This window comes from Streptomyces sp. Go-475 (assembly GCF_003330845.1).
In the GTDB taxonomy this organism is placed as follows: Bacteria; Actinomycetota; Actinomycetes; order Streptomycetales; family Streptomycetaceae; genus Streptomyces.
Genome location: NZ_CP026121.1, coordinates 367,154 through 391,708 on the forward strand (window position 1 = coordinate 367,154; position 24,555 = coordinate 391,708).

Here is a 24,555-nt window from a genome sequence, read left to right on the forward strand (position 1 = left end):
GCGGGCCGAGCGCTCGGCGGGAACGGGGCGGACAGCACCTGGGACGGCGCTCCCCGGCGGGCCGGGGGGCGCCGGACGCGGGAGCGGTGCCCCGTCGTCGACAGGCGGTCAGAGGAGGGCGAAGTCCAGGTCGCCGGAGTGGTAGCGGTGTACCGCCGCGATGAGCTCCTCGACCGACAGCTGCCCGTCACCGTCGCTGTCGATCAGCTCGAACGCCGTCTGCGCGGTGGCCTCGTCGCTGCCGATGGCGTGCATCCAGCGCTGGAACTCCTGGGGGCTGACCTGGCCGTCACCGTCGGTGTCGCACAGGTTCGCGATCGCGCCGATCGTCGGGCGCAGCACCTCGTCGAAGCCGTCCTGCCCGCGCTCCAGCACCTGCTTCGCCGCCACGGCCGCGAACTCGCCGAAGCTCAGCGTCCCGTCGGGCCCGATTCCGGCCTGCCCCGCCAGGTGGTCCCACATACCGAGGTACGCGTCGGTGAGGGCCCGGCCCTTCGGGGAACTCTCGCTTTCCCCGAACGAGGCCAGAATGCGCTGTGCCTCGTCGGCCCAGTCACTGCGCTCGATGGTGCCGTCGCCGTTCTTGTCCCACATGTCGAATCGGCGACGCAGCCGCTGTTCCTGCACGGAAGTGGTCACGTTATTCCTTTCCTTTTTCCTTCTCTGGACACGCGGTTCAGATACTTACCGGAGCAGGCCCAGCCAATCCACTCACACGAGTGATAAAGACAATGGACCTCTTTTTTCAGTCCCGCCGACTCGACAGCAGGACACACCCCGATACAACAATCGGGGCCACCTGGGAGATGAGCTGCCCGACCACGTCCGCGGTGCCGAAGCGCCCGAGATGCGCGACGTGGAAAATGAGGTGCGGAATCGTGAAAGCGAGGCATCCGAAGGCCGCCGCCCGCACCAGGCGCCGCTCCGGGACGACAGCGGCCGAAATGAGAACAGCCGTCAGGCCGAGTGACAGAGCGCCGAGATCGCGCACCAGGTGTTCGTTGTACGGCGGGAATCTGGTCACCCACCCGAGGCCCGGGAAAGGGAACTCGTCGTAGAAGGACCGCGGCGCGAAGAGGGCCCACAGCCCGGGCAGTCCCTGCCCCAGCGCGAGCAGCACGAGTGCGGCACGCACGAGGAGGGGTCTGGCCGGTGGCGCCGGCGGGCCCGCCGCACCGGCCGGTCGTGACCCGTCGGGCCGGGCCCCGCCCCGCGTTTCCACGGGGGTCGGCAGAGTCCGCGGGCGGGGGGCCGCCCGGAGCGTCTCGCGCCCGGAGCGACCCCGGCCGGCCTGCGGCTCAGACACCCAGCAGCGGGGCGTCGAGCTCCCCCGCGTGGTACCTGCCCACCGCGGCGACGAGTTCCTCGACGGACAGTTGCCCGTTTCCGTCGGTGTCCACCTGGCCGAACACCTCGTCGGCGTCGACCCGGTCGTTGCCGATGGCGGCGAGCCACTTCCGGAACTCCGCCGGGTCGACCTGCCCGTCGCCGTCGATGTCGCACAGGTCGACCATCGCTCGGATGCTGGGCCGGAGCATGGTGCTGAAGCCGGCCGCGCCCTGGCTCAGCATCTGGGCGTCGGCGATCGCGACGAACTCGTCGGCGGACAGGGAGTCACCGGGGTCGCGGCCGGCCTGCTCCATCATGTAGTCCCACATGTGCGGGTACGCGTGCAGCAGTGCCTGGGCCTTGGGTGAGCCGTCCGGCTCGCCGAAGGCCTCGACGATGCGCCGGGCCTCCGCCTCCAGGTCCCCGCGTCGGACCCGTCCGTCGCCGTCGGTGTCGTACAGCTCGAAGCGCTGCCGGAGACGCTCGACCTGGGCAGTCTTGTTGGACATCTCACTCCTCGTCGTCGGAAAAACTGCGGCAGGGAGATGGAAAAACCCGAGCAGAGGCCGGGCGATCAACCGCCCCACGCAAGACGAATTTGCAATTCCTCGCTGCAAGCTACATGGATAGTGGCAGCCGTCGACGCCTGTCAATGGAGGGCCGGATCACCCGAACCGCAGAAACATTTTTCCTGGAACGGTGAGCTTCCCCCCGCGGCCGATTGTTTTCGCCCGCGGGTTCGGCTGCCCCGGCGGAATCGCCCTGCTGGACGGAACACGCCGGGAAGATCGCACCCCACCGCCGCTCCCGACGTTCATTCCAGCCATCTTCCCGTCAGCCGCAGAAGTGGCGAGCAAAGGCGAAGAACGCCACCATCGGATACGATGCGTCGAGGCCGCGACAACGCAACCCGCGTCCCTCCCGTCGCATATTTCACGAGAACCGCCGTGCGTGTTTCCCGGGGCGGCAGAATGGGTATGCCGATCGTTTTCAATTCGCCCGAGCCCGATTTCAACGCTCGTCGAGTATTACTTTCCGAAAAGACGCACAAGGGGGTCTGGACGTGCTGTGCACGTTGATCGTCGGCCTGGGCCGCGCCGGCCTGGGACTGCATGTGCCCGTGCTGCTGCGCGCGCGTTCTCAGGCCCTCGCGGCTTTCGCCGACCATCCGATCGTGGGCGTGGACCCCGGGAACGGCTCCCCACCCGGGCAGCGGGACCTGCTGATCGCCGATTCCCTGCGCCAGGCCTGCGATCTGGTGGACCCCGCGCGCACCGTCGTCCACCTGTGCACTCCGCCCGCCGTGCGCGTCGAGGTGCTCCGCGAGGTCGCCGCCCTCGGGTTCTCGCGGATCCTGGCGGAGAAGCCGCTGGCCGGTGACCGGGAGGCGCTCCGCAGCCTGCTGCGCCTCGCGCGGGAACACGACCTGCGCCTGTCGGTGGTGGCCCCCTGGCTGCACAGCGCGCTGACCCGGCGTCTCGTCCGGCTGGTGGGCGACCGGCGGCTCGGCGAGGTGCGTTCCGTGTCCGTCATCCAGCACAAACCCCGGTTCCGGCGCTCCCTCGGCAGCGGCAGCCACACCTCCGCCTTCGACGTGGAGGCCCCGCACGCGGTGGGCGTCCTGCTGCGCCTCCTGGGCGACGCGCGGGTGCACCGCGCCACCGGCACCGACCTGCGGGTGGGTCCGGTGACGGTGCCGCGCATGGGCGGCGCGCACCTCGAACTGCTGCACGCGGACGGGATCCGCAGCGAGGTCCTGTCCGACCTGTCCGCACCGGTACGCCAGCGGCGCATCGCCCTGGACATGGCGGGCGGCAGCGTCGTCGGGCACTACGCGGTCGGCCAGGACGACGACTTCGCCCAACTGGAGATCACCCGTGACGGCCACACCACACGCGAGGTCTTTCCCGACGACTCCCTCAGGTCCTGCCTGACGCAGGCCTACCGCGACTTCGCCGCCTGCGGGGAGGGGACCGGCTCCGACGACCTCGGCCTGCACGTGCGCACGGTCGAACTGCTCGACGAGGCGAAGCGGCTGGCCGCCGACGAGCAAGCGGCCGCACCACCCACCGGCGGCGGGACCCGCCGCAAGGAGGCGATCACCCATGGGCGTTGACCACCCCTCCGGAGCGAACTGCCGGCTGCCCCGGTCCGCCGCGACGACCGGGAACGACCGCACCGGCCAGGCCGCACCCGGCATCCGTTTCGCGGGCATCGGGGACGAGGCCGCGGCGGACCTCACGGGGCAACTGGACGCGTTACGCCGACTGGGTTGGAACGCGATCGAGTTGCGCACCGTCGACGGCGTCGCGATCGCCGACCTGGACGACCGGGCCTTCGCCGCCCTGGCCGACCGGATCACGGCGGCAGGCCTCGACGTCGTCTGCGTCGACTCCCGGATCGCCAACTGGAGCCGGCCGGTCACCGGCCGCTTCGAGGACGACGAGCGGGAGTTGCGGGTGCTGGCCCGGCGCTGTGCCGCCCTGGGCACCCGGTACGTCCGGGTGATGTCCTACCCCAACGCCGGTCTGGACGAAGAGGACTGGGGCAGGCGGGTGCTGGCCCGGATGACCCTGCTGGTCCGGCAGGCCGAGCAGCACGGGCTGGTGCTGCTGCACGAGAACTGCAGCGGCTGGGCCGGCGCCCGGGCCGACCGGATGCTGGAACTGCTGGACCGGGCCGGCGGCCCCGCGCTGCGGCTGCTGTTCGACATCGGCAACGGGGTGCCCTACGGCTACGACGCCCGCGCGCTGCTGGACGAGATCATCGGCCACGTCGCCCACGTGCACGTCAAGGACGCCCGCACGGGACCGGACGGCCACGTCGGATACACACTGCCGGGGGACGGGGAATCGGGTGTGCGCTCCTGCCTCAAGGCCCTCCTCGATCACGGCTACACGGGCGCGTGGTCGATCGAACCGCACACCCACCTGCGGCCGCACGAGGACCACGACATCACCGGCTCCGACGGGGTGGCGGCGTTCGTCCGCTACGGCCGGCACCTGGAGCGGCTCGTCCGGCAGGACGTCCTGCCGGCCCGCACCCCCGTCGCCGGTGGCGGGAGGCGGCATGACTGACGTCCCGGCCGCCCTGTCGCCTCCCGCACGGCTGACACCGGCCGATCACGAGCTGCTGCTCCGCCTGCTCGACACCCCCACGGCCGGACCGCTGGAGACGGGCGACGCGGGCCCGGCCGTGTCCCTGTGGGAGGCCGGGCGGACCTACACGGCGGCCGCGGCGCAGCTCGGTCTGCGGGTACTGCGCCACGCCCCGGCGGAACCGGGCGTGCTGTGCGGGGAGGACGTACCGCTGATCGTCCGGGAGGCGGCGCGGGACGAGACGTTCCTGGCCCGCCAGCCCAGCCTGGTGCTGCGCCTCGGCCCGCGGCTCCCGCGGCGGGACACGGTGATGTTCAACGTCCACCTGGACACCGTGGCCGGATGGTGGCCGGCCCACTTCGACGGACGGCGCTTCACCGGCCGGGGAGCGATCGACGCCAAGGGCCCCGCCGTCGCCCTGCTCGCCGGCATCCGGGCGGCCCGGGCCGCGGAACCGGCCCTGGGCAGCCGGGTCGGCGTGCTCGTGCAGGCCGTCGCCGGTGAAGAGGGCGGCGCCATGGGGACGTTCGGCACCAGGCCGCTGGTGGAGGCCGGGTTCACCGGCGGACTGAACCTGTTCTGCGAGCCCACCGGGCACCGCTTCCTGCCGCGCTCGACGGCGTCCATGACGGCCGTCGTCCGCGTCGAGGGCGAGGACGCCGTGGACGATCGCCCCGAGGCCGGGCACAACGCGACCGTGCTGCTGGGGCACATCAGCCACCACCTGGCCCGCGCCCTGCCCCCGCGGATCCGTGACGGCAGGGTGTGCGTGGCGGGCCTGCACACCGGTGAGCGGCACAACAGGGTCTACGGCACCGGCCGGCTGCTGCTCAACGTCTCCTACGGTTCACGGGCGGCCGGCGAGGCCGCCGAAACCGCCCTGCGGGAAGCCCTGGACGAGGCCCTCGCCACCTTCTCCGCCGAGGCGGCCGGCACCCGCGACCTGGCCAGGACCGCCGCCGACGCGGCCCGGATCACCTCGCTGCACTGGGCCAAACGCGGCCTGCCCGCGCTGGACGGCCGAGGCCGCGCGCCGTGGGCCGAGGAACTGCTGGAACGGCATGCGGGTCTGGCGCGCTGGCCCGACGAGGAACCGGCCTTCACCTGCGACGCGATCTGGATGGCGGAGGTCCCCGACGGCTACACGGCCGTCTTCGGCCCCGGCGACCTGGACACCAACCGGGCCCACGCCGCCGGTGAGTACGCCGACCTGGCCGACCTGGACCGCTACGCCGACGAGATCGCCCGCCTCCTCGTCGCCCGCGTCCGCCACCCGCCGCCCGGCGCCGGTGCCGCCGCAGAAACCCACGCCCATCGAGCTGCCGCGCCCGGCGCGGCCGAGGACAGGATCTCCGCCCGATGACCTCGACGGCCTCCACCACGTCCGCCACCCCGAAGACCACCAGGGCCGCGACGGACGAGTCGCCTCGCTCCGGCCCGCGTGTCGTGCCGCCCCGGGCCCCCGGCGCCCCCGGCGTGCGCGTGCCGTACCGGGACCTCCTCGCCTTCGTGACCGGGGTCCTCGTCGGCCGGGGGCTGCCCGAGAACCGCGCCGAAGCCGCCGCCGAGGCGCTGTGCCACGGCGACCTGACCGGCTTCACCAGTCACGGCGTCACCAACCTCACCCGCCTCTACCTGCCACTGCTCGACTCGGGCCGGTGCGACCCCAGGGCGGAGCCTCGGATCGTCGCCGACCACGGTGCCTCCGTGCTCCTCGACGCCCGTCGGGCGCTCGGACTGTGGGCCGCCGGCGAGGCCATGGAGCTGGCGGTCGAGCGTGCCCGCCGGTACGGGGTCGGCATGGTCTCGGTGCGCGGCGCCACACACTTCGGCTGCGCGGGCCACCACGCCCTGCGCGCGGTCCGGCACCACATGGTGGGCCTGGTCACCGCCAACTGCGGACGGCAGCGGATCGTCCGCCCCGTCGGCGGACGGTCCCCCATGCTCGGCACCAACCCCCTCGCGCTGGCCGCCCCGGCCGGCGACCGGCCGCCGTTCGTCCTGGACATGGCCACCACGGTGGCCCCCACCGGCAGGGTCCGGGCCGCGGCACGCGCCGGGCAGCGCGTGCCCGAGGGCTGGCTGCACGACGGCCACGGCGCCCCGGTGACCGACCCGGCCGCCTTCGACCGCGGCGAGGCGCACCTGAGCTGGCTCGGCGGCACCCCCGACACCGGCGCCTACAAGGGCTTCGGGCTGGGCCTGCTGGTGGAGGTGCTGTCCGCGCTCGTCCCGGGAGCCGGACTCGGCCCCTCGGCCGCTGTCCCGCGGACGGCGGAGGCGAAGGCGGGTGGCCCGGACGACGACATCGGCTGCTTCCTGCTCGCCGTCGCCCCCGGGCGGCTCCGCTCCGAGACGGAGTTCCTCACCGACGCGGCCGGACTGTTCGGTGCCCTCCTCGACTGCCCGCCGGTCCGGGCTGACGAGCCGGTGCGCTACCCCGGCTGGCCGGAGGACGCCCGCTGCCGCGACCGGCGTGCGAACGGCGTGCCGCTCGGCGCGGCCCTGCACCGGGAACTGCTCGACCTGGCGCGGGAGAGCGGTCTCCCCTTCCCGGCGCCAGGGGAATCCGCCGAGGCGGGGAGCCCGGCGTGACGACGCTCCGCCCTCCTCGCATCGGCCTCATCGGCCTCGGTGTCATCTCCCGTTTCTATCTGGCCGCGCTCGAACGCGAGGCGTGCGCGCGGCTGGTGGCGGTGTGCGACCTGGACCGGGACCGGCTCGCCACCGCCCCGGCCGGGGTGCCGCGCTACCGCGACCACCGTGAGCTGCTGCGGGACGCCGACCTGGACGCCGTGGTGGTCAACGTGCCCAACGACCTCCACCACCCGGTGTGCGGGGACGCGTTGGCGGCGGGGCGCGCGGTGTGCGTGGAGAAGCCCCTCGCCACGCGGCCGGAGGACGGCCACCACCTCGTGCGGCTCTCCCGGCAGCACGACGCCGTGCTGTTCACGTCCTTCCACCGCCGCTACAACAGCGAGGTGCGGGCGCTGCGCCGGCGTATCGCCTCCGGCCCGCCGATCGCCTCGTTGACGGTGCGCTACGAGGAGACGATCGAGGAACACGCCGGCCGGGACCGCTGGTATCTCGACCCGGAGCGCTGCGGGGGCGGCTGCCTCGCCGACAACGGCCCGAACGCGTTCGACCTCGTGCGCCTGTTCCTCGGCGATGTCCGGGTGACCGGGGCCACCGTGCGCCGCGACGCGCGGGGCGTCGACCGGCAGGCGCGGGTGCTGCTGCGCGCCCCGTCCGGTGCGGAGGCCCGCGTGGTGCTCGACTGGTCCCGTCCCGGCGAGCGCAAGACGGTGGAGGTGCGCCTCGCCGACGGGACCGTGGACGGCGCCGACATGCTCGCGGGCCACCGGGAGTTCAAAGGGTCCCTGTGGCACGAGTACGTCGGTGTCCTGCGGGACTTCACCGACGTCCTGGCCGGCCGTCGCGCGAACGAGCCGGACGGCCTGGCCGCCCTGGAACTGGTGGCCGCCGCCTACGCGCACGAACGCGCCGGACGCCCCCGCCCCCGCCCCCGACAGGAGGAACGCCACGCATGATCCCGGGAGAGGACGGCGCCAAACGCGCCGTGCACGGGCAGCTGGTGAAGGTGCTCACCCACCGGCGTGACGACCGGGGCATGACCCTGGAGGGCTTCGCGAGCCGCTGCGTCCGCCGGGGCGAGGTGCATGAGCTGGTGACGACCGATCACACGGAGACCGCTGCCGGTGCCCGGATCGACCGGGTCGGCTTCCTGGGCTTCGTGGAGATCGGCTGCGGCGGTGTCATCGACCGGGGCGACGAGGTCTGGGCGGGCGGGGTCCGGGTGGGGACGGTCCTGGGCTTCGACGCCTGTCACTTCCCGAACCACTACAACATCCTCATCACCGTGCCCGAGCCGCTCACCGGCCCGCAGGTGGGTCTCGCCCCCGAAGCCGAGGTCAGGTTCGAGCAGCGGGCCGAGGCGCGATCACCTGGAGCCTCCATGAACCCTCGTATCAACCTCGCCGAGCTCGAACCCGCCGCCTACCAGGCGATGTTGGGACTGGAGCAGTACCTCGCGTCGAGCCCGCTGCCGGCGCCGCTGCGTGAGCTGGTCAAGCTGCGGGCCAGCCAGCTCAACGGCTGCTCGTTCTGCGTGGAACTCCACCGCCACCAGGCCGGGAACGGCGGAGAGACCGACGAACGGCTGTCCTCCCTCGTGCGCTGGCGTGCTGCCCCCTGCTTCAGCGCGGCCGAACGTGCCGCGCTCGCGCTGGCCGAGGCCGCGACCCGCCTCGGCACGGAGGGCGTGCCGGACGCCGTGTGGGACGAAGCCGCCGCCCACTTCGACGACCGGCAGCTGGCGGCGCTCGTCATGACGGTCGCCACCGTCAACGCCTGGAACCGGATCGCCCTCAGCACCGGCCTGGTGGCGAAGCGAGCAGGGAGTCTCCGAGAGCACACGGAGCCGAAGGGCACCCGCCTCACCTCCGTCGACGCCCCCGACGACGCGCGTGGGGGCGGAGAGGCGCCGCAGGTCCCCGCGTAGGCCGAACACGGGCAGGGTGTCGCAGCGCGTACCGGTCGGCAGGACGCGGTGGCAAGACCGGCCGTGCCGTCGACGGCGACGGCGACAGTGACGGCGGCGGCGACGGCGACAGTGACGGCGGCGGCGACGGCGACGGCGACGGCGACGGCGCGAGACGAGAACGGATCGGTGTTCGCCGTCGTCGCCCCGCAGCCGCCGTCTCCGCCTCGCCGCCTTGTCGTCTTGCCGCCTTGACGTCTTGCCGCCTTCAGGGCTTGATCGGCTTCACTTTCCTGTCCGCGCCGTTCACCCGCACGGTGACGGTCCCCTGGTTCCGTGCCCGGTCGGCCACGATCTTGTAGGACGTGACCTTCCCGTCCCGCCATGCACAGCTGACCTCGTAACCACCACGGGCGCGCAGCCCGGTGAACGAGCCCTTGCCCTTCCAGGCGTCGGGCAGGGCGGGCAGCAGGTGGATGACGTCGTCGTGGCTCTGCAGGAGCATCTCGGCGACGGCGCCGGTGATGCCGAAGTTGCCGTCCATCTGGAAGGGCGGGTGGTTGCAGAACAGGTTGGGCAGCGTGTTGTAGGTGAGCAGTCCGCGCAGCATGATCTGGGCGCGTTGCCCGTCACCGAGGCGGGCGAAGAGGGCCGCCCGCCAGGGCCAGGTCCATGAGCGGCGGCTGTCGCCCGACACCGTGGCGGCCGTGAACGGGACACCTTCCTTCTCGCCGCACCGGGCCTTGAGCGAGACGAGGGCGGCGGCCGCGAAGTCGGGGGTCTTCGGGGTGATCTGGCGGCCCGGGTAGACCGCGAAGAGGTGTGAGGTGTGGCGGTGGATGTCGGTGGGGCTGTCGATGTCCTCCTGCCACTCCTGCAGCTGACCCCACCTGCCGATCTTGTTCGGCGCGAGGCGTGCCTGCATGTCCGCGACCTTGGCACGGTAGGCGGGATCGGCCTCCAGCGCGGCCTCGCAGTCGAGGTAGTTCTGGAACAGGTCCCAGATGATCTGCTGGTCGTACATGACGCCGTCCTCACGCGGCCCGTGTTCGGGGGACCAGCCGTTCGGCGCGACGAGGAGTCCGTCCTCGCGCTCCTTGAGGTGGTCCTCCCAGAACTCGCAGATCTCCTTGATCATCGGGTACGCGACGGTACGGAGGTACTTCATGTCCTGCGTGAACGCCCAGTGTTCGTAGAGGTGTTGCGCGTACCAGGCGCTCGCGACGGTGTTCCACTCCCACGCGTTGCCGCCGAAGATGCTCTGGCTGGTGCGGGCGGTCCAGCCGCGTGTGTCCTTTCCGAACGCGTTGCGGGTCGCCACGCGGCTGGGCACCGCCACCTGCCTGATGAACTCGATGAGTGCTTCGTGGGACTCCGGCAGGTTCGTGGTCTCGGCTCCCCAGTAGTTCATCTGGATGTTGATGTTGGTGTGGTAGTCGGAGGCCCACGCCGGTGAGTTGCTGTCGTTCCACAGGCCCTGGAGGTTGGCCGGCAGGCCCTTCGGGCGCGAGGAACTGATCAGCAGGTACCGGCCGTAGTCGAACATCGCCTGTTCGAGGGTCGGGTCCTCGCCGCCCGCCGCGTAACGCGCGAGCCGGGCGTTGGTGGGCAGGGCGACGACGGCGTCGTCGGAGGTCCCCCAGTCCACGGAGACGCGGTCCATGAGCGCACGCGTCTCGGCGGTGTGCTCCTCGCGCAGTTCCCGGTAGGAGCGGGCGGCCGCCTTGTCGAGTGTCCTGGTGATGACCGGTTCGGGATCGGTTCCGCGCCATCCGGCGGCGGCGTCGAGCTTGTAGTCGGTACGGGCGTCGAGCAGCAGGGTCAGGCTTGTGCAGCCGCTGAACCGGAGCATCGACCCGTCGGCGCGGAGGTCGCCGTCCGTGTGCACGACTTGGACGGTGCACGCGTGCTTGAGGCCGTTGCCCATGACTCCGCCGAAGGCGATCCGCCGGGCGGCGGCGTCGACGGTCGTCGGGGCGCCTTGCTGCGCGGACGTCAGAGAGATCGCCCCGGAAAGTCCCCGGTCCCATTCCGACCTGTACCGGAAGACCATGACGTCCGCCGACCGGCTGGCGAAGGCCTCCCGCAGGACGCGCCGCCCCGGCGCGCCGAAGCGAGTGACATGGACACCGTCTACGAAGTCCAGGGCGCGCTGGTAGTCGACGACCGCGCGCTGCGTGCGCGTGTCGAACCCCCTGCCTTCCAGGGCGACTTCGGCGATCTGGAAGCCGGTGGACGACCCGCCGGGGGTGAACGTGAGCCGGTAGGCGCGGTAGGCGGTGCTGTTGGTGACCCGGAACGTCCGGCTCTCGCCCCGGTCGGCGATGGGTGCTCCGGGGCTCTGTGTGTCGAGCGTCACCCAGGACTGCCCGTCCTGCGACGCCTCCAGCGTCCAGCGCCGGGGGTCGTCCTGCGGACGGTCCGGGGCCGCCGTCAGCGTGTACGAGGTGACGGCGACCGCGCGGGGCAGGTCGGCCTGCCAGACGACCGCCGGTGCGGCAGCGTCGACCCGCCAGACCGTGGCGGGATCGCGGTCCACCGAACACGAGACGTCCATGGCCCCGGCCCCGGCACCCGATCCCTCGGAGTGCCCGCTCGGCGACGACAGGTACAGCGCGGCGCCGCCGAGGTCGATACCGGACAGACCGATCTCGCCCACCTGGAAGTGGCTGACCCCTGCCTTGGGGACGAAGTCGAACCGGTAGAAGCGGTACGAGCCGCTGGTGGCGCAGGTGAACTCCTTCGTCTGGAAACGGCTCTCGAAGGGCGCCGCCAGAGTGCGGCGGTCCAGGGTGGTCCAGTCGGCGCCGTCGGCGGAACCGGACAGGGTCCACTCCTGCGGGTCGCGCTGCGGCACGTCGTTGGCACTCGTCAGACGGTAGGAGGCGACCGTGGCGGGCTCGGGGAGCTCGACCTGCCACCGCACCCTCGAACCGGGCCCCTCGATGCACCACTTGGTGCCCGCGTCGCCGTCGCACGACTTCTCCACGCCCTCCGAGGAGGAGCTGTGGTACGGCCCCCCGGGAGCGGTGACCTTGGCACGGTCGGCGAAGGTGACGACGACGTCGCCGAAGTTCCGGTACGAGCCGAAGCCGGTCATGCTGGTGTCGAACGCGCTGTCGGGCTTGCCGGCGAGCGCGTTGTCGTAGTTGTTGACCCCGCCCCACAGACTCTGCTCGTTGAACTGGATGCGCTCGTGGTCGGGGTCGGCGAACAGCATGGCGCCGAGACGGCCGTTGCCGATCGGCAGCGCCTGCGACTGCCAGTCCAGGGCGGGGACCGAGTACTTCAGCCCCTTGCGCGACAGGGTCGGCCACCGGACGGCCGCCGATGCGGCGGAAGGGGCGGCGAAGGCCGGCCCCGCAGGGGTGCCGCCGGCCAGCTGAGTGATCAGGGGTGCCAGGGCGAGGGCCCCGCCGAGCTTCAGGACGCTTCTTCGCTGCGGGTGGGACGCATGGGTCACGGCAAGATCTCCCAGCCATGAGTGTTCGACACGGGGGACGTGCCACCTCTTGGAGTCTCCGAGGGGCACGTCATCTTTGCCGCGATATAGATCGGATGTCTAGAGGGCTGCAACGCCAACTCATAGGGTTTCACTGGCAGTACGGCAGAGAGGGCAGCAACGAGTTCGTCGATACATCGGATGTCGACCTACCTCGACTGTCCGTGCCGGCCGTCAGCGGCGTACCCGGGGCATCCCCAGCCCGATCCAGGAGATGATCTCCCTCTGGATCTCGTTGTTGCCGCCGCCGAAGGTGAAGATGACCGCCGAGCGGTAGCCGCGTTCCAGTTCGCCGTGCAGGACCGCGCCCGCCGAGCCCTCCTTCAGGGCGCCGGGCGCGGCGACGATCTCCATGAGCCAGGCGTAGGCGTCGCGCCGGGCCTCCGAGCCGTAGACCTTGACGGCCGAGGCCTCCTGCGGGGTGAGCGTGCCGTCCTGGACGGCGCCGACCATCCGCCAGTTGAGCAGCTTCAGCGCGTCCAGCCGGGCGTGGGTGCGGGCCAGCAGGCGGCGGACCCAGGGCAGGTCGGCGACGCGGCGGCCGTCGGCGAGCTTGGTCTGGGTCGCCCAGCGCTGCACGTCGTGCAGGGCGCGGATCGCCATGGTGCCGTGGGCGGCCAGGGTGACGCGCTCATGGTTGAGCTGGTTGGTGATCAGCCGCCAGCCCTGGTTCTCGGCGCCGACGCGGTGCGAGACGGGCACGCGGACGTTCTCGTAGTAGCTCGCCGTGGTGTCGTGCGAGGCGAGGGTGTTGATGAGGGTGCAGGAGTAGCCGGGGGCCGAGGTCGGCACCAGGAGCATGGTGATGCCCTTGTGCGGCGGGGCCTCGGGGTCGGTGCGCACGGCCAGCCACACCCAGTCGGCGGTGTCGCCGTTGGTCGTCCAGATCTTCTGGCCGTTGACGACGTACTCGTCGCCGTCCCGTACGGCACGGGTCCGCAGGGACGCGAGGTCCGTGCCCGCGCCGGGCTCGCTGTAGCCGATGGCGAAGTCGATCTCCCCGGAGAGGATCTTCGGCAGGAAGTACGCCTTCTGCTCGTCGGTGCCGTACTGCATGATCGTCGGGCCGACGGTGTTCAGCGCCATCAGCGGCAGCGGGACGCCGGCCTGGGCGGCCTCGTCGAAGAAGATGAACTGCTCCATCGCCGTCAGGCCGCGTCCGCCGTACTCCCGGGGCCAGCCGACGCCCAGCCAGCCGTCGGCGCCGAGCCGCCGGATGGTCTCGCGGTAGAACCGCTTCTGGGTGGCCGGGTCGCCGTGCCGTGCGGACGCGTGGTCCGGGACCAGGTGGGCGAAGTACGCGCGCAGTTCGCTGCGCAGCCGCTGCTGCTCGGGCGTGTATTCGAGGTGCACGGCGCCTCCAGGCTCCCCAGGCCGGTCCTGTCGGCGCACACCGTAGAACGTGTTTCAGAGATTGGGAATGGCGATGCCTCCTCGGTGTCGTGCCGGCGCGGGCGGACGCCGGGTCAGGTCAGGGTCGCGAGGAAGTCCGTGCACGCCCGCGCGCACGCGCGGCAGGCCTCCGCGGAGTCCTCCGCGCCCGGCTGCCGGTCGAAGGCGTGGGCGGCCTCCAGGCACACGGTCCGGCACCACTCCACCTGCACGCGGATGCCGGTCTCGTCGACCTGGTTCTGCTCGGACAGCACGCGGCAGGTCGCGTCGCAGACCTCCGCGCACATGATGCCCTTGCGTCGTACGAGTTCCTGGTTCTCGGTGCCGTCGGGATCCACGAGGCTCGCGCGCAGCGCACAGGCCCGCGCGCACTCGGTGCACGCCTGCGCGCAGGCGAAGCGGTCCTCCAGGAACCGGAACAGCTCCTGCTGGGATGTCGTCGAAGTCACACCGCGCGGGTAGCCCCCGGGCCTGCCGGTCAAACCCGGTGTTCCCAGGGGCCGCGCCCCGTTTTCCGGCCCCGCCGCCGGGCACCCGGCCGACCCCGGAAACGACCACGCACGGAGGTGAGTCAGATGCCCGGGCGAGAGGAGCTTCCGTCGACCCTGGAGCGGTCCTCCAAGGAAGCGCAGCGCACGTGGATCAAGGCGCACGACTCGGCCGTCGAACAGTACGGCGAGGGCGAGCGCGCGCACCGCACGGCGTTCGGCGCGCTGAAGCACACCCACGAGAAGGTCGGCGACCACTGGGAGCGCAAGGAGGGCGGCCGCAAGGGCCCCTCCGACCCGCGGTCGGCCCGGCCCCGGCAGCAGGGCGGGCGCAGCGGCGAGGGCGTCGACGAGCAGGCCTCGAAGGAGCACCTGTACGACCTCGCGAAGCGGATGGGGGTCGAGGGGCGCTCGCGCATGTCGAAGGCGGAGCTGCTGGACGCCGTCCGCAAGGAGAACCGCGCACGGACCAGGTCCTCACGGACGTCCTCGCGGTCCTCGTCACGCTCGTCCTCGCGATCGAGGTGAGCCGGTTCACGGGGAGGACCAGGGGTACCCGCCCGCCATGGATACCGCATGGATGGAGCTGGCCGCGGGCCGTGGCGCCCTCGGCATCGGACTGGTCGTGGCGGGCGTGGTGGTCGTGGGCCTGCTGCTGGGGGCCTTCGTCCTCGGCTTCCGCAACAAGCGCAGGGAACTGCCCACGCCACGCCCCGAGGAGCAGCCGCGGATGCCCGCCGGCGGCCCGGTCCGCGAGACGCGTGAGCGCCGGGAACCGGACGAGATGCCGAGAAGCGAGGAGCGCCTGACTCCGCACGAGCTGAAGACGAACGGCCGCCAGAGCGACCGGACGAGCGCCTCGCAGGAGCGTCCGCGCTGGAACGAGGGCGGCAGCGGCGGCTTCGGCAGCGGCGGACCGGGCGCCCGCTGAGCCACCCGATCCAGGACCACCCGGCCCCGGGCCACCCCGCCCGCCCCGGTCGTACATCACGTCGTACACAGGGAAGTGAGAACCATGGCCGATCCCGCCCGCAACACCCTGCCGCTGCCCGACTACGACCACCTGCCGATCGGCGGCCTGGAGAGCCGTGTGCGGTCGCTGTCGGCGGACGAGGTCGAGGAACTGCTGGCGTACGAGCGGTCGCACGCCGACCGGCTGCCGGTGACGGAGCTGCTGGGGTCCCGGCTCGAGCAGTTGCGCGCGGGCGCGGAGCCGACGTCCGGCGACCCGGGCGCCCTGCGTCCCGAGACGGGCGAGGGCCACGGCGGCTCGCCGGTGTCGCCCGCCACGTCGCCGGAGCCGTCCAGTGCGCCGCCGCACGGGACGCCGGACCAGCCGGGCAAGCCGAAGGGTGACCGCACGTAGGGGTCACCACCGCGTCACCGCCGGACAGCCGGACAGAAAGGGCCCGTGCCTGTGCACGGGCCCTTCGCCGTCTCGTTCGTCGCGGCGCTCGGGCGGGGGCCCCAGGTCTCGTGAGATGCCTCCGAAACATTCCCTTCACGCAGGAAGTATTTAGGGGTAACGACCGCTGCCTACCGTGCCTGCCTTGTCGGTCCCCAACCCGCAGCAAGGAGGCGTGGCATGAGTACGGAGCCACGACTGGCAGAAGTCGTCGAGCCGGAACCCGCGCAGAAGGCAGCGCGGGGTACGGACCAGGCCGTCAAGGAGACCCTGGAGGACTACACCCTCCGCTTCGCGCCGCGCAGTTACCGGCGCTGGACCCCGATGGTGGTGGCGACGACCGCGCTCGGCGGCATCGCCTACATGGCCGACTTCTCCATCGGCGCCGGCATCGGCCTGGCCCACGGCACCGGCAACGCGCTGCTGGCGATCGCCGTCGCCGCGGTCGTCATCTTCGTGACCGGATTCCCGCTCGCCTACTACGGGGCCCGCTACAACATCGACCTGGACCTGATCACGCGCGGCTCGGGCTTCGGCTACTTCGGCTCGGTGCTCACCAGCGTCATCTTCGCCAGCTTCACCTTCATCTTCTTCGCCCTCGAGGGCTCGATCATGGCGCAGGGCCTGAAGCTGGGCCTCGGACTGCCGCTGTGGCTGGGCTACCTGGTGTCCACGCTCATGGTGATCCCGCTGGTCATCTACGGCATGACGGCGCTGAGCAAGCTCCAGGTGTGGACCACCCCGATCTGGCTGCTGCTGATGGTCGGCCCGCTGGTCTACCTGGTCGCCACCGACCCCGGGAGCGTCGACCGCTTCCTCGCCTACGCGGGCACCGACGGCGACGGCGGCGTCAACACCGCCTCCGTGCTCCTGGGCGCGGGCGTCTGCCTGTCGCTGATCGCGCAGATCGGGGAGCAGATCGACTACCTGCGCTTCATGCCGCCCAAGACCGAGGCCAACAAGCGCAGTTGGTGGACGGCCGTGGTGATGGCCGGCCCGGGCTGGGTGGTGCTCGGCGCGCTGAAGCAGGCCATCGGCGTGTTCCTCGCGGTCTACATCATCGCCGAGGTCGGCGCGGCCGCAGCGCCCGAGCCGATCCAGCAGTTCAAGCACGCCTTCGACGCGATGATGCCGTCCTGGCTCGTCCTCCCGCTGGCCGTGGCCCTGGTCGTGATCAGCCAGATCAAGATCAACGTGACGAACGCGTACTCCGGCTCCCTCGCCTGGACCAACTCCTTCACCCGGGTCACCAGGCGTTACCCCGGCCGAATGGTCTTCGTCCTGGTCAACCTGGGCTTCGCGCTCGCCCTGATGGAGGCCGACATGTTCAGCTTCCTCAACAGCATCCTGGGCTTCTACTCGAACTGCGCGATCGCCTGGGTGGTCACCGTGGCCACGGACATCGGCATCAACAAGTACGTGCTGAAGCTGTCCCCGCACGCCCCCGAGTTCCGCCGCGGCATGCTCTACGCCGTCAACCCGGTCGGTGTCGTGGCCTTCGTCGCCGCGTCCGGGCTGTCCATCGCCATGTACTTCCACGCGCTGGGCGACACGCTCCAGCCGTACTCGCCCGTCGCCGCGGCCGTCATCGCCTTCGTCCTCACGCCGCTGATGGCCGTGGTCACCAAGGGCCGGTACTACCTGCGCCGCGCCGACGACGGCATCGCCGAGCCGCTCCTGGACGAGGACGGCAACCCCAGCGCCACCACGTACGACTGCCACGTGTGCCGGCAGCGGTTCGAGCGGCCGGACGTGACCGCGTGCCGGACGCACGACGCGGTCGTCTGCTCCCTGTGCCTGAGCACCGACAAGGTCGGCGACCACGTGCTGCCGGCGGCCGTCTGACCCCGGGGGCGGGGGCGCCGCGCGCCGCTCCCGCCCCACGGCGCCCCGCCCTCGCCGCGCGGCCCGGGATCCCGGTCGTCGCCGCCCCGCCGCACACGCCCGTATCGAGGCGGTCTCGGTCGCACATCGCCGCGTCCGCGGGGCAGCGGCTCCGGGTGCCGGGCGGCATACTGATCTTCGCTGCCCGGTGACCAGGCCGACGGGCGGAGAGGGGATGAGGGGACGTGACCACCGAAGGACCGGGCGGACGGGGAGCACCCGACGAGCCGGAGGGCGTTTTCTCGGTCCCGGACGAGGTGTGGCTGCGGTTCCTGACGGACAGCGAGTCCGCCATACGCGCATCGGCCCCCAGGGAACCCTCCGCGCGGGAGAGGGCGGCGGGACGGCAGCCCCAGCCCCCGCACGCCGTCGGTGACCTGTGGCAGCCGGAGGAGTTGTGGGTCCGCGTGGCCTGGCGGGACCTGGACCGCGGCGCCAAGGTCCGCCGCGTGGGACGTGTCGTGGCCACCGCCGCCGCCGTGGCCCTGGCCCTCGGGGCCTGGTCCCAGCTGTCCACCGGCGCGGGCCAGGGCCACCGGCCGGGGACGGGCACCGTACGGCAGGTCGAGGGCGCGACCGCGCGGCAGCCCACGACCACTCCCTTCCCGTCCGGATCCCCTGTCCCGGAATCGTCCAGGTAGCACACACGGGACGGGTGCGGTCCCGCACGGCCGCCTAGGATGAGCGCACAGGCCGGATCTGGGCGCACGTCCGGGCGAGGCCCCCCGCAGGCGAGTCACCGGAACGCGCACGCCGACCGAAGGGGGACGACATGAGCGCGCCACGCCTCAGCAGCACGCCGTTGCCGGGCATCGGGGTCCGCTACGACCTGACGACACGGGACAGCCGCCGCCTGTCGGTGGTCGCCCACCGCGACGGACACCGGACGATCAGCGCCTACCGCGAGGACGACCCCGACGCGTGCGACCTGTCGGTGCGCCTCACGGCGGAGGAGGCGGCCACGCTCATCGACGCGCTGATGCCCGCCCACCACACGCCGAACCTGCTGTCCACCACCGACCTGGGCCTCGTCGCCGAGCGGATCGAACTGCCCGGATCCTCGCACTGGAACGGGCGGCTGCTGGGCGAGTCCCGGCTGCGCACCGACACCGGCGCGTCCGTCGTGGCGGTGCTGCGCCGGGCCGAGGCGATCCCCTCCCCCGCCCCGGACTTCCGGCTCGCCGGCGGTGACATCCTCATCGTCATCGGCACCCGCGAGGGCGTGGAGGCGGCCGCCGCGATACTCGGGCGGGAGTGACCCGCCATGCACTCCTCCGCGGTCTTCCTGATCGAGTTCGGCTGCCTCATTCTCGGGCTCGGGCTGCTCGGCCGGCTCGCCGGGCGCTTCCGCTTCTCGCCGATCCCCCTCTACCTGCTGGCCGGGCTCGCCTTCGGTGAGGGCGGGCTGCTGCCGCTGGGCGCCAGCGAGGACTTCGTCGCCGTGGGCGCCGAGATCGGCGTCATCCTGCTGCTGCTCATGCTGGGCCTGGAGTACACGGCCGCCGACCTCGTCTCCAACCTCCGGACCCACTACACCGCCGGGATCGTCGACGCCGTCCTCAACGCCCTGCCCGGCGCGGCCCTGGCCCTGCTGCTCGGCTGGGGGCCGGTCGCCGCCGTGGTGCTGGCCGGCGTGACCTGGGTGTCGTCCTCCGGCGTCATCGCCAAGGTCCTCGGCGAGCTGGGGCGGCTCGGCAACCGCGAGACGCCGGCCATCCTGAGCATCCTGGTCCTGGAAGACCTCTCCATGGCGGTCTACCTGCCCATCGTCACGGCCCTGCTGGCCGGGGTGAGCCTGGCCGCGGGGGCGCTCACGCTCGCCATCGCCCTCGGGGTGGCGGCCCTCGTGCTCGTCCTCGCGGTGCGCTTCGGCCGTCACGTCTCCCGCTTCGTCTCCAGCGACGACCCGGAGAAGCTGCTGCTGGTCGTGCTGGGGGTGACCCTCGTGGTCGCCGGGGTCGCCCAGCAGTTGCAGGTGTCCGCCGCCGTGGGCGCGTTCCTGGTCGGCATCGCCCTGTCCGGTGAGGTCGCCGAGGGCGCGTCGAGCCTGCTCGCGCCGCTGCGGGACCTGTTCGCCGCGGTGTTCTTCGTCTTCTTCGGCCTGCACACCGACCCGGCCAGCATCCCGCCCGTGCTGCTGCCCGCTCTCGCGCTGGCCGCCGTCACCACCGCGACGAAGATCGCCACCGGCTACTGGGCGGCGCGCCGTGCCGGGATCGGGCCCAAGGGCCGCTGGCGCGCGGGCGGGACGCTGGTGGCCCGCGGCGAGTTCTCCATCGTCATCGCCGGGCTCGCCGTCACGGCCGGCATCGAGCCGTCCCTCGGTCCCCTGGCCACGGCGTACGTCCTCATCCTGGTCCTCCTCGGCCCGCTGACCGCCCGCTGGACCGAGCCACTGGCCACCCGCCTGACCGGCCGCCGCGTGCGCCGGCGGCGGGTCGGGGCGGCCGGGTCCGCGGCGCCGGGCCCGTCCGGCGAGCACGAGACGATCGAGGGGCAGGACACGGTCGGCCGGGCGTGATCACGGGAGACCGGCGGCGGCACGACCCCCCACGAGGGCCGCCCGGTTCGGCCGGTCTTCCACGCCGCGGGTCGCTTCAGCAGGTCTTCCATCCCGCCGCGTGTCGATCAGCCCGTCTTCCATCTCCGCCGCGTGTCGATCAGCCCGTCTTCCATCCCAGCCGCGTGTCGATCAGCCCGTCTTCCACCCCCGCCGCGTGTCGATCCGCTCCCACTCCGCGTCCCACTGCGCCATCCGCCGCCGGTCGAGACCCAGACGGGCCACCCAGGCGGCTCCCAGTACCGCCCCGCCCGTCAGGGCTCCTGCCAGCACGCCGCCGACGGTGGTGTGCAGCCAGGCCTCGCCGGGTGACACCGGCTGCGCGGTGAGGTCACCGTCGCGGTCCACCCACACGGGGATCGTGCTCCCGGCGGGCGCCCGGGGCGGCACCCGTGCCTCCTCCCGGTGGGCCGAGCCGTCCGGCGCGGTCCACCGCACCTTGCCCCAGACCCGGTGGTCGCTCGCCGCGCGCGCCGGGGACGGGCCGGGCGCGTCCTCGACGAGCACCGCCGTGACCTCGCGGCTCTCGGCCCGCTGCCGTTCCACGGCCCGCTCGACGGCGCCCGCCGCCATCGACCCGGCGACCAGCCCGCCCAGCAGGGCGAACACCCAGCCGGCGAGCACCACCCACGCTTCGACGACGTCGACGCGCCGCCTGAGCGGGTTGCGCCGCCACCGCCAGCACCGCACGGTCGTACGCCCTGACGCTTCCATCGGCCGACACCCCCTCGTGAGCACCGGCAGCTCCCTTCCAGTGTGCTCCCCTCACGTCAGCCGGCCCACCGGTCCTCGCCCGGCCTGCGCACCACGGTGAGCAGGCCGTCCTGGCCGGACACCGCTTCCAGGGCCAGCGTGCGGTAGCCGGCCTGTGCGAAGAACACGGTGATGCGGTCCCGGTCCTCGCTGAGCACCATGCCGTCGCCCCACTGCTCGTGCCGTACCTCGGTGCCCACGGGACAGGCGGCCGCGGCGGGATGGGCGGGCCGTTCCTCGTGCCCGTGCCCGGCACGGTCCGCGTCGCACAGGTCGCAGTTCCCGCACGCCCCCGGGTGGTTCTCGCCGAAGTAGCCCAGCAGGAAGCGGCGTCGGCAGCCGGTGGCCTCGGCGTAGGCCCGGGCCATCTCGACGCGCGTGCGGTCGGTGCGGCGGTGCGCCCGCGCCGTCCGCGCGGCCTGCTCGGCCGCCCGCTCCGGGGAGACGCCGGGGACCGGGCGCACCTCGCCCTCCTCCCCCGTGGCGACGGCGTCCGCTTCCTCCAGCAGGTTCACCGCCGCCGTGACGCGGTTCCTGGACAGGCCCGTGTCCTCGCGCAGGTCGTCGAGGTCCGGGAGGTCCCCGCGGTGGTCGTGGACGGCGTGGGCCACGTCCGACAGGGTGTCCCGGCCGGGGGTGCGGCCCGCGAACCAGGTCCGCATGCCCGTGTCCTCGGCCCGGTAGTGCAGGACGGCGAGGGCCGGCTGCCCGTCCCGGCCGCAGCGGCCGATCTCCTGGTAGTAAGCGTCCAGGGAACCCGGCAGTGAGGCGTGCAGCACGAACCGCACGTCCTCCTTGTCGATGCCCATGCCGAACGCCGAGGTCGCCACCACCACGTCGGCCGCGCCGCACAGGAAGACGTCGTGGATCCGCTCGCGTTCGGCGGCGCGCAGTCCGGCGTGGTAGGCCTCCGTGGCCAGTCCGAGGGCGGCCAGTTCGCCGGCGTAGTGCTCGCTGTCCTTGCGGGTCCCGGCGTAGACGATGCCCGGCTTGGGTTCGGCGGCGGCCCGTTCGACGACGGCCCGGCGCCGTTCGTCGTCGTCCAGGAAGCGGCGGACCTCCAGTCTGATCTCGGGCCGGTCGAAGCCGGTGACCATCAGCCGCGGCCGGCGCATGCCCAGGCGTTCGGCGATCTCCTTGCGCACCGGTGCGGCGGCGGTGGCGGTCAGGGCCAGGACGGGTGGCCGGCCCACCCGGCGTACCGCCTGTTCGAGGCGCAGGTAGTCGGGGCGGAAGTCGTGGCCCCAGGAGGACACGCACTGGGCCTCGTCCACCACGCACAGGGCGGGGCGCGCCTCGGCCAGCCGCTCCACCACCTCGTCCTTGGCCAGCTGCTCCGGCGACATGTAGAGCAGGCGGGCGGCGCCGCCGCACACCGCGTCCCACGCGTCCGCCGTCCCGGCCGCGCCGAGGTCGGAGTTGACGGCGACGGCGCGGGGGGCGCGGTCGCCGTCCGGCAGACCGGCGATCTGGTCGCGCTGGAGAGCGAGCAGGGGCGAGACGACCACGACCGGCCCGGACAGCAGCAGGGCGGGGACCTGGTAGACGGCGGACTTGCCGGATCCGGTCGGCATGACCACGAGGGTGTCCTCGCCGTCGAGCACCCATTCCATGGCGGTGAGCTGCTCGGGCAGGAGGGTGTCCCAGCCGAACACCTCGGCGGCGGTCCGCCGCAGCCGCGTGGCCCGGCTCGGGTCCGTCCGCGGCGGCTTCCGTCCCATGCCGGGCTCCTCGCTGCTCCGTGCGGACGCCTGCGTGGTCGCGTCCGCGGCGCACTCCTGGGTACCCCCGGGACCGGGCGCCTATCGCGTATCGGCAGCTGTCCGGCGTGGCCGTCAGGCGGGGGACGCGGCGATCCGTACCCGGTGGCCGGCGTCGTCGGACAGGAAGGACGCCAGCGCCCGGCCTTCCTCCTCGACGGCGGCCCGGTCGGCTCGGGAGAAGCGGCGCAGCGGGGTGACCAGGACGGTGCCGGTGCCGGCCTCGACGGTCCAGGTCGCGGCGACCCGGCCGTCGACGAGGACGACGCGGGCGCCGGCGACCGAGAGGCCGCGGTGGGCGTCGTCGATGATCCGGCCGCGGTCGTGGTAGCCGAGGATCGCGTTGTCGAACGCGGGCAGGAAGCGCACCGGGGCGGGGGTCTCCGGGTCGGGGCGGGGCGCGTCGGGGAGGTCGAGCAGTTCCCGGCCGCGCTCGTCGCGGAAGGCGACCAGTTCGCCGCGCAGGGCGGAGACCGCGGCCGGCAGTCCGGCCAGGCCGCACCAGGCACGCAGGTCGGCCGAGGCGGCGGGGCCGAACGCGGCCAGGTAACGCCGTACCAGCGCCTGGCCCACGGGGTCGGAGCCGTCCGCGGCCGGCGGGTCGGTCTCGCGCCCCAGCCAGGTGGAGAGGAGCGTGTAGCGGGCTCCCCCGGTCGTGCGCCACAGCCCGCGCGGCGGCAGCTGCGCCGTCGGGAGGAGGGCGGCGGCCAGCATCTCGCCCAGGGGCCGGATCCCCGCGGCCGGCCAGCGGCCGGAGACCGCGCGGGCGAGGTCGGACATCGAGCGGGGCTCGCCGTCGGCCATGACCTCGTGGCCGGCCGCCGCGAGTTCCCCGAGGTCGATCCCGTCGAGTTCGCGGCGGTAGGTCCCCAGCACCCTGGTGCGCAGCATGTCGTGGTGGCGGGCCCGCCAGGCCAGGATGTCGGCGGCGGTGACGAGGTGGACGGTGCGGCGCATGAGGTGGGTCCGCACCACGCGCCGTCCGGTCAGCAGGTCCGACAGCGCCGCCGGGTCGAACGTCCGCAGCCGGGACCAGAGGCCGACGTACGGTTCCTGCGGTTCCTGTGCCTGGAGGCCGCACAGGTGCGCGACGGCGTCGAGCACCGGCAGGTCGGCGCGGTCGAGCAGCAGTTGCCGGGCGAGGGTGGCGCGGTTGAGCGCCCGGGCGTCGAGAACGGTCATCGCGTTATCTGGGCCTTCGCGTCGTGGGCCGGCCCGTGGTCGGGGTGTCCGGGCGGCGTGCACGGTCACCGTCCCAGGGGATGCGGTCAGTTGCTGACCGCGTGTGTGGGCCGGCCATGCCCGTGTCCGCCTACCCGGCCGACCCCGGCGCGGCCGCCTCGGCGTCCAGTGGCTCGTAGTCGAACCAGTCGAAGTGGACGGTCCCGGTCGCGGCGTGCATGCCGATGACCCGGCCCGTGAAACCGCCCGCGACCTCGGTGGACAGGTAGCGGCCGTCGAGCGCGTGGCGAGTTCGGCGAACGTGCCGTCCGCGTCCTCCAGGCAGGTCCCCGCCGGTCCGGTGGTGCCGAGGATCGAGGCGGCCGCCTCGATCTCGTAGTGGTGCTGCTCGTCGAGGCGGACGGCCAGCCCGCCGCGTCCTCCGACGAACGTGACCTCGGGGTCGTCGAGCGACTCGCCCCGGGCGCGGAGGGTGAGGGAGCCGGGCCGCTCCTTCGTGGTGCAGTGCTCCGCGGACCAGGTGCCCAGTGAGATCCAGGCGGCGGCGAGTTCGCTGTCGTCGAAGTCGTCCCGGACCGGCGCTGCGGGGGGGGCTCCTGGAGCGGCCACGGGGGCCGGGGCAGGTCCGGTGTGAGCTCGCCGACGACCGGCCAGCCGTCGGACCAGGTCACCGGAGCCAGGAGCGCCCGCCGCGGCGGGGA

General features: G+C 72.9%; 22 protein-coding genes and 1 pseudogene. 13 read left to right on the forward strand and 10 right to left on the reverse strand.

Going from position 1 to position 24,555, the window contains the following annotated elements; translation table 11 throughout:
- Nucleotides 1-108: 108 nt before the first annotated feature.
- From C1703_RS01690 to C1703_RS01700, 3 genes are all read right to left on the reverse strand, one after another.
- On the reverse strand, nt 109-639 hold the full coding sequence (locus C1703_RS01690; RefSeq protein WP_114250187.1) for an EF-hand domain-containing protein: 531 nt from the start codon (nt 637-639) through the stop codon (nt 109-111).
- 106 nt (nt 640-745) lie between these two features.
- The gene (locus tag C1703_RS01695; protein WP_114250188.1) at nt 746-1,120 is read right to left on the reverse strand and encodes a hypothetical protein; all 375 of its coding nucleotides are present in this window, start codon (nt 1,118-1,120) and stop codon (nt 746-748) included.
- Between the two features lie 178 nt (nt 1,121-1,298).
- Complete coding sequence (locus tag C1703_RS01700; RefSeq protein WP_114250189.1) at nt 1,299-1,838, reverse strand: EF-hand domain-containing protein; 540 nt, start codon at nt 1,836-1,838, stop codon at nt 1,299-1,301.
- 554 nt (nt 1,839-2,392) lie between these two features.
- Here C1703_RS01700 and C1703_RS01705 point away from each other — a divergent pair.
- From C1703_RS01705 to C1703_RS39510, 6 genes are read left to right on the forward strand one after another with little or no spacing between them, the layout of a single operon-like run.
- Complete coding sequence (locus C1703_RS01705; protein ID WP_114250190.1) at nt 2,393-3,445, forward strand: hypothetical protein; 1,053 nt, start codon at nt 2,393-2,395, stop codon at nt 3,443-3,445.
- Nucleotides 3,435-4,406, forward strand: coding sequence for a sugar phosphate isomerase/epimerase family protein (locus C1703_RS01710; protein WP_114250191.1), 972 nt, complete (start codon nt 3,435-3,437; stop codon nt 4,404-4,406). Before C1703_RS01705 ends, C1703_RS01710 begins: the two co-directional genes overlap by 11 nt.
- The gene (locus C1703_RS01715) at nt 4,399-5,790 is read left to right on the forward strand and encodes a M20/M25/M40 family metallo-hydrolase (RefSeq protein WP_114250192.1); all 1,392 of its coding nucleotides are present in this window, start codon (nt 4,399-4,401) and stop codon (nt 5,788-5,790) included. The genes C1703_RS01710 and C1703_RS01715 overlap by 8 nt, the downstream gene beginning before the upstream one ends.
- Nucleotides 5,787-7,022 (forward strand): Ldh family oxidoreductase, encoded by a 1,236-nt coding sequence (locus C1703_RS01720; protein WP_114250193.1) that lies wholly within the window; start codon nt 5,787-5,789, stop codon nt 7,020-7,022. Before C1703_RS01715 ends, C1703_RS01720 begins: the two co-directional genes overlap by 4 nt.
- Complete coding sequence (locus tag C1703_RS01725) at nt 7,019-7,978, forward strand: Gfo/Idh/MocA family oxidoreductase (protein WP_114250194.1); 960 nt, start codon at nt 7,019-7,021, stop codon at nt 7,976-7,978. Before C1703_RS01720 ends, C1703_RS01725 begins: the two co-directional genes overlap by 4 nt.
- Nucleotides 7,975-8,949, forward strand: a complete 975-nt coding sequence (locus tag C1703_RS39510; RefSeq protein WP_232840379.1) for a carboxymuconolactone decarboxylase family protein — start codon at nt 7,975-7,977, stop codon at nt 8,947-8,949. The genes C1703_RS01725 and C1703_RS39510 overlap by 4 nt, the downstream gene beginning before the upstream one ends.
- A gap of 247 nt (nt 8,950-9,196) precedes the next feature.
- Here C1703_RS39510 and C1703_RS01745 read toward each other — a convergent pair whose 3' ends face one another.
- The 3 genes from C1703_RS01745 to C1703_RS01755 all read right to left on the reverse strand — a co-directional run bounded on the left by C1703_RS01745 (nt 9,197) and on the right by C1703_RS01755 (nt 14,271).
- Nucleotides 9,197-12,391: a glycoside hydrolase N-terminal domain-containing protein gene (locus C1703_RS01745; protein ID WP_114250195.1), complete on the reverse strand. Its 3,195-nt coding sequence runs from the start codon at nt 12,389-12,391 to the stop codon at nt 9,197-9,199.
- Nucleotides 12,392-12,604: 213 nt separating this feature from the next.
- A complete protein-coding gene (locus C1703_RS01750) occupies nt 12,605-13,783 on the reverse strand; it encodes an acyl-CoA dehydrogenase family protein (protein WP_114250196.1) in 1,179 nt (392 codons plus the stop codon).
- 113 nt (nt 13,784-13,896) lie between these two features.
- Complete coding sequence (locus C1703_RS01755; RefSeq protein ID WP_114257240.1) at nt 13,897-14,271, reverse strand: ferredoxin; 375 nt, start codon at nt 14,269-14,271, stop codon at nt 13,897-13,899.
- A 126-nt stretch (nt 14,272-14,397) separates the two neighbouring features.
- Here C1703_RS01755 and C1703_RS01760 point away from each other — a divergent pair, with 126 nt between their 5' ends.
- From C1703_RS01760 to C1703_RS01790, 7 genes are all read left to right on the forward strand, one after another.
- Nucleotides 14,398-14,838 (forward strand): ChaB family protein, encoded by a 441-nt coding sequence (locus C1703_RS01760; RefSeq protein WP_114250197.1) that lies wholly within the window; start codon nt 14,398-14,400, stop codon nt 14,836-14,838.
- A 37-nt stretch (nt 14,839-14,875) separates the two neighbouring features.
- Complete coding sequence (locus C1703_RS01765; RefSeq protein WP_114250198.1) at nt 14,876-15,241, forward strand: DUF6479 family protein; 366 nt, start codon at nt 14,876-14,878, stop codon at nt 15,239-15,241.
- Nucleotides 15,242-15,325: 84 nt separating this feature from the next.
- Nucleotides 15,326-15,676 carry a hypothetical protein gene (locus tag C1703_RS01770; protein WP_114250199.1) on the forward strand — a complete coding sequence of 117 codons (351 nt, stop codon included), beginning with the start codon at nt 15,326-15,328 and terminating at the stop codon, nt 15,674-15,676.
- A gap of 219 nt (nt 15,677-15,895) precedes the next feature.
- A complete protein-coding gene (locus C1703_RS01775) occupies nt 15,896-17,560 on the forward strand; it encodes an allantoin permease (protein WP_114250200.1) in 1,665 nt (554 codons plus the stop codon).
- A gap of 224 nt (nt 17,561-17,784) precedes the next feature.
- Nucleotides 17,785-18,240: a hypothetical protein gene (locus C1703_RS01780; protein ID WP_114250201.1), complete on the forward strand. Its 456-nt coding sequence runs from the start codon at nt 17,785-17,787 to the stop codon at nt 18,238-18,240.
- Between the two features lie 131 nt (nt 18,241-18,371).
- The gene (locus C1703_RS01785; RefSeq protein WP_037758104.1) at nt 18,372-18,857 is read left to right on the forward strand and encodes a TrkA C-terminal domain-containing protein; all 486 of its coding nucleotides are present in this window, start codon (nt 18,372-18,374) and stop codon (nt 18,855-18,857) included.
- Nucleotides 18,858-18,863: 6 nt separating this feature from the next.
- Nucleotides 18,864-20,120, forward strand: a complete 1,257-nt coding sequence (locus C1703_RS01790; RefSeq protein ID WP_114250202.1) for a cation:proton antiporter — start codon at nt 18,864-18,866, stop codon at nt 20,118-20,120.
- Between the two features lie 171 nt (nt 20,121-20,291).
- Here the strand turns inward: C1703_RS01790 and C1703_RS01795 are convergent, their stop codons facing one another.
- The 4 genes and pseudogenes from C1703_RS01795 to C1703_RS38855 form a co-directional block, all read right to left on the reverse strand.
- Complete coding sequence (locus C1703_RS01795) at nt 20,292-20,873, reverse strand: hypothetical protein (RefSeq protein ID WP_114250203.1); 582 nt, start codon at nt 20,871-20,873, stop codon at nt 20,292-20,294.
- Nucleotides 20,874-20,929: 56 nt separating this feature from the next.
- Nucleotides 20,930-22,633: a RecQ family ATP-dependent DNA helicase gene (locus C1703_RS01800; protein ID WP_114250204.1), complete on the reverse strand. Its 1,704-nt coding sequence runs from the start codon at nt 22,631-22,633 to the stop codon at nt 20,930-20,932.
- A 114-nt stretch (nt 22,634-22,747) separates the two neighbouring features.
- On the reverse strand, nt 22,748-23,854 hold the full coding sequence (locus C1703_RS01805; RefSeq protein WP_114250205.1) for a winged helix DNA-binding domain-containing protein: 1,107 nt from the start codon (nt 23,852-23,854) through the stop codon (nt 22,748-22,750).
- Between the two features lie 130 nt (nt 23,855-23,984).
- Nucleotides 23,985-24,534 (reverse strand): annotated as a pseudogene (locus C1703_RS38855) (glycoside hydrolase family 43 protein); the annotation flags it as partial.
- Between the last annotated feature and the right edge of the window lie 21 nt (nt 24,535-24,555).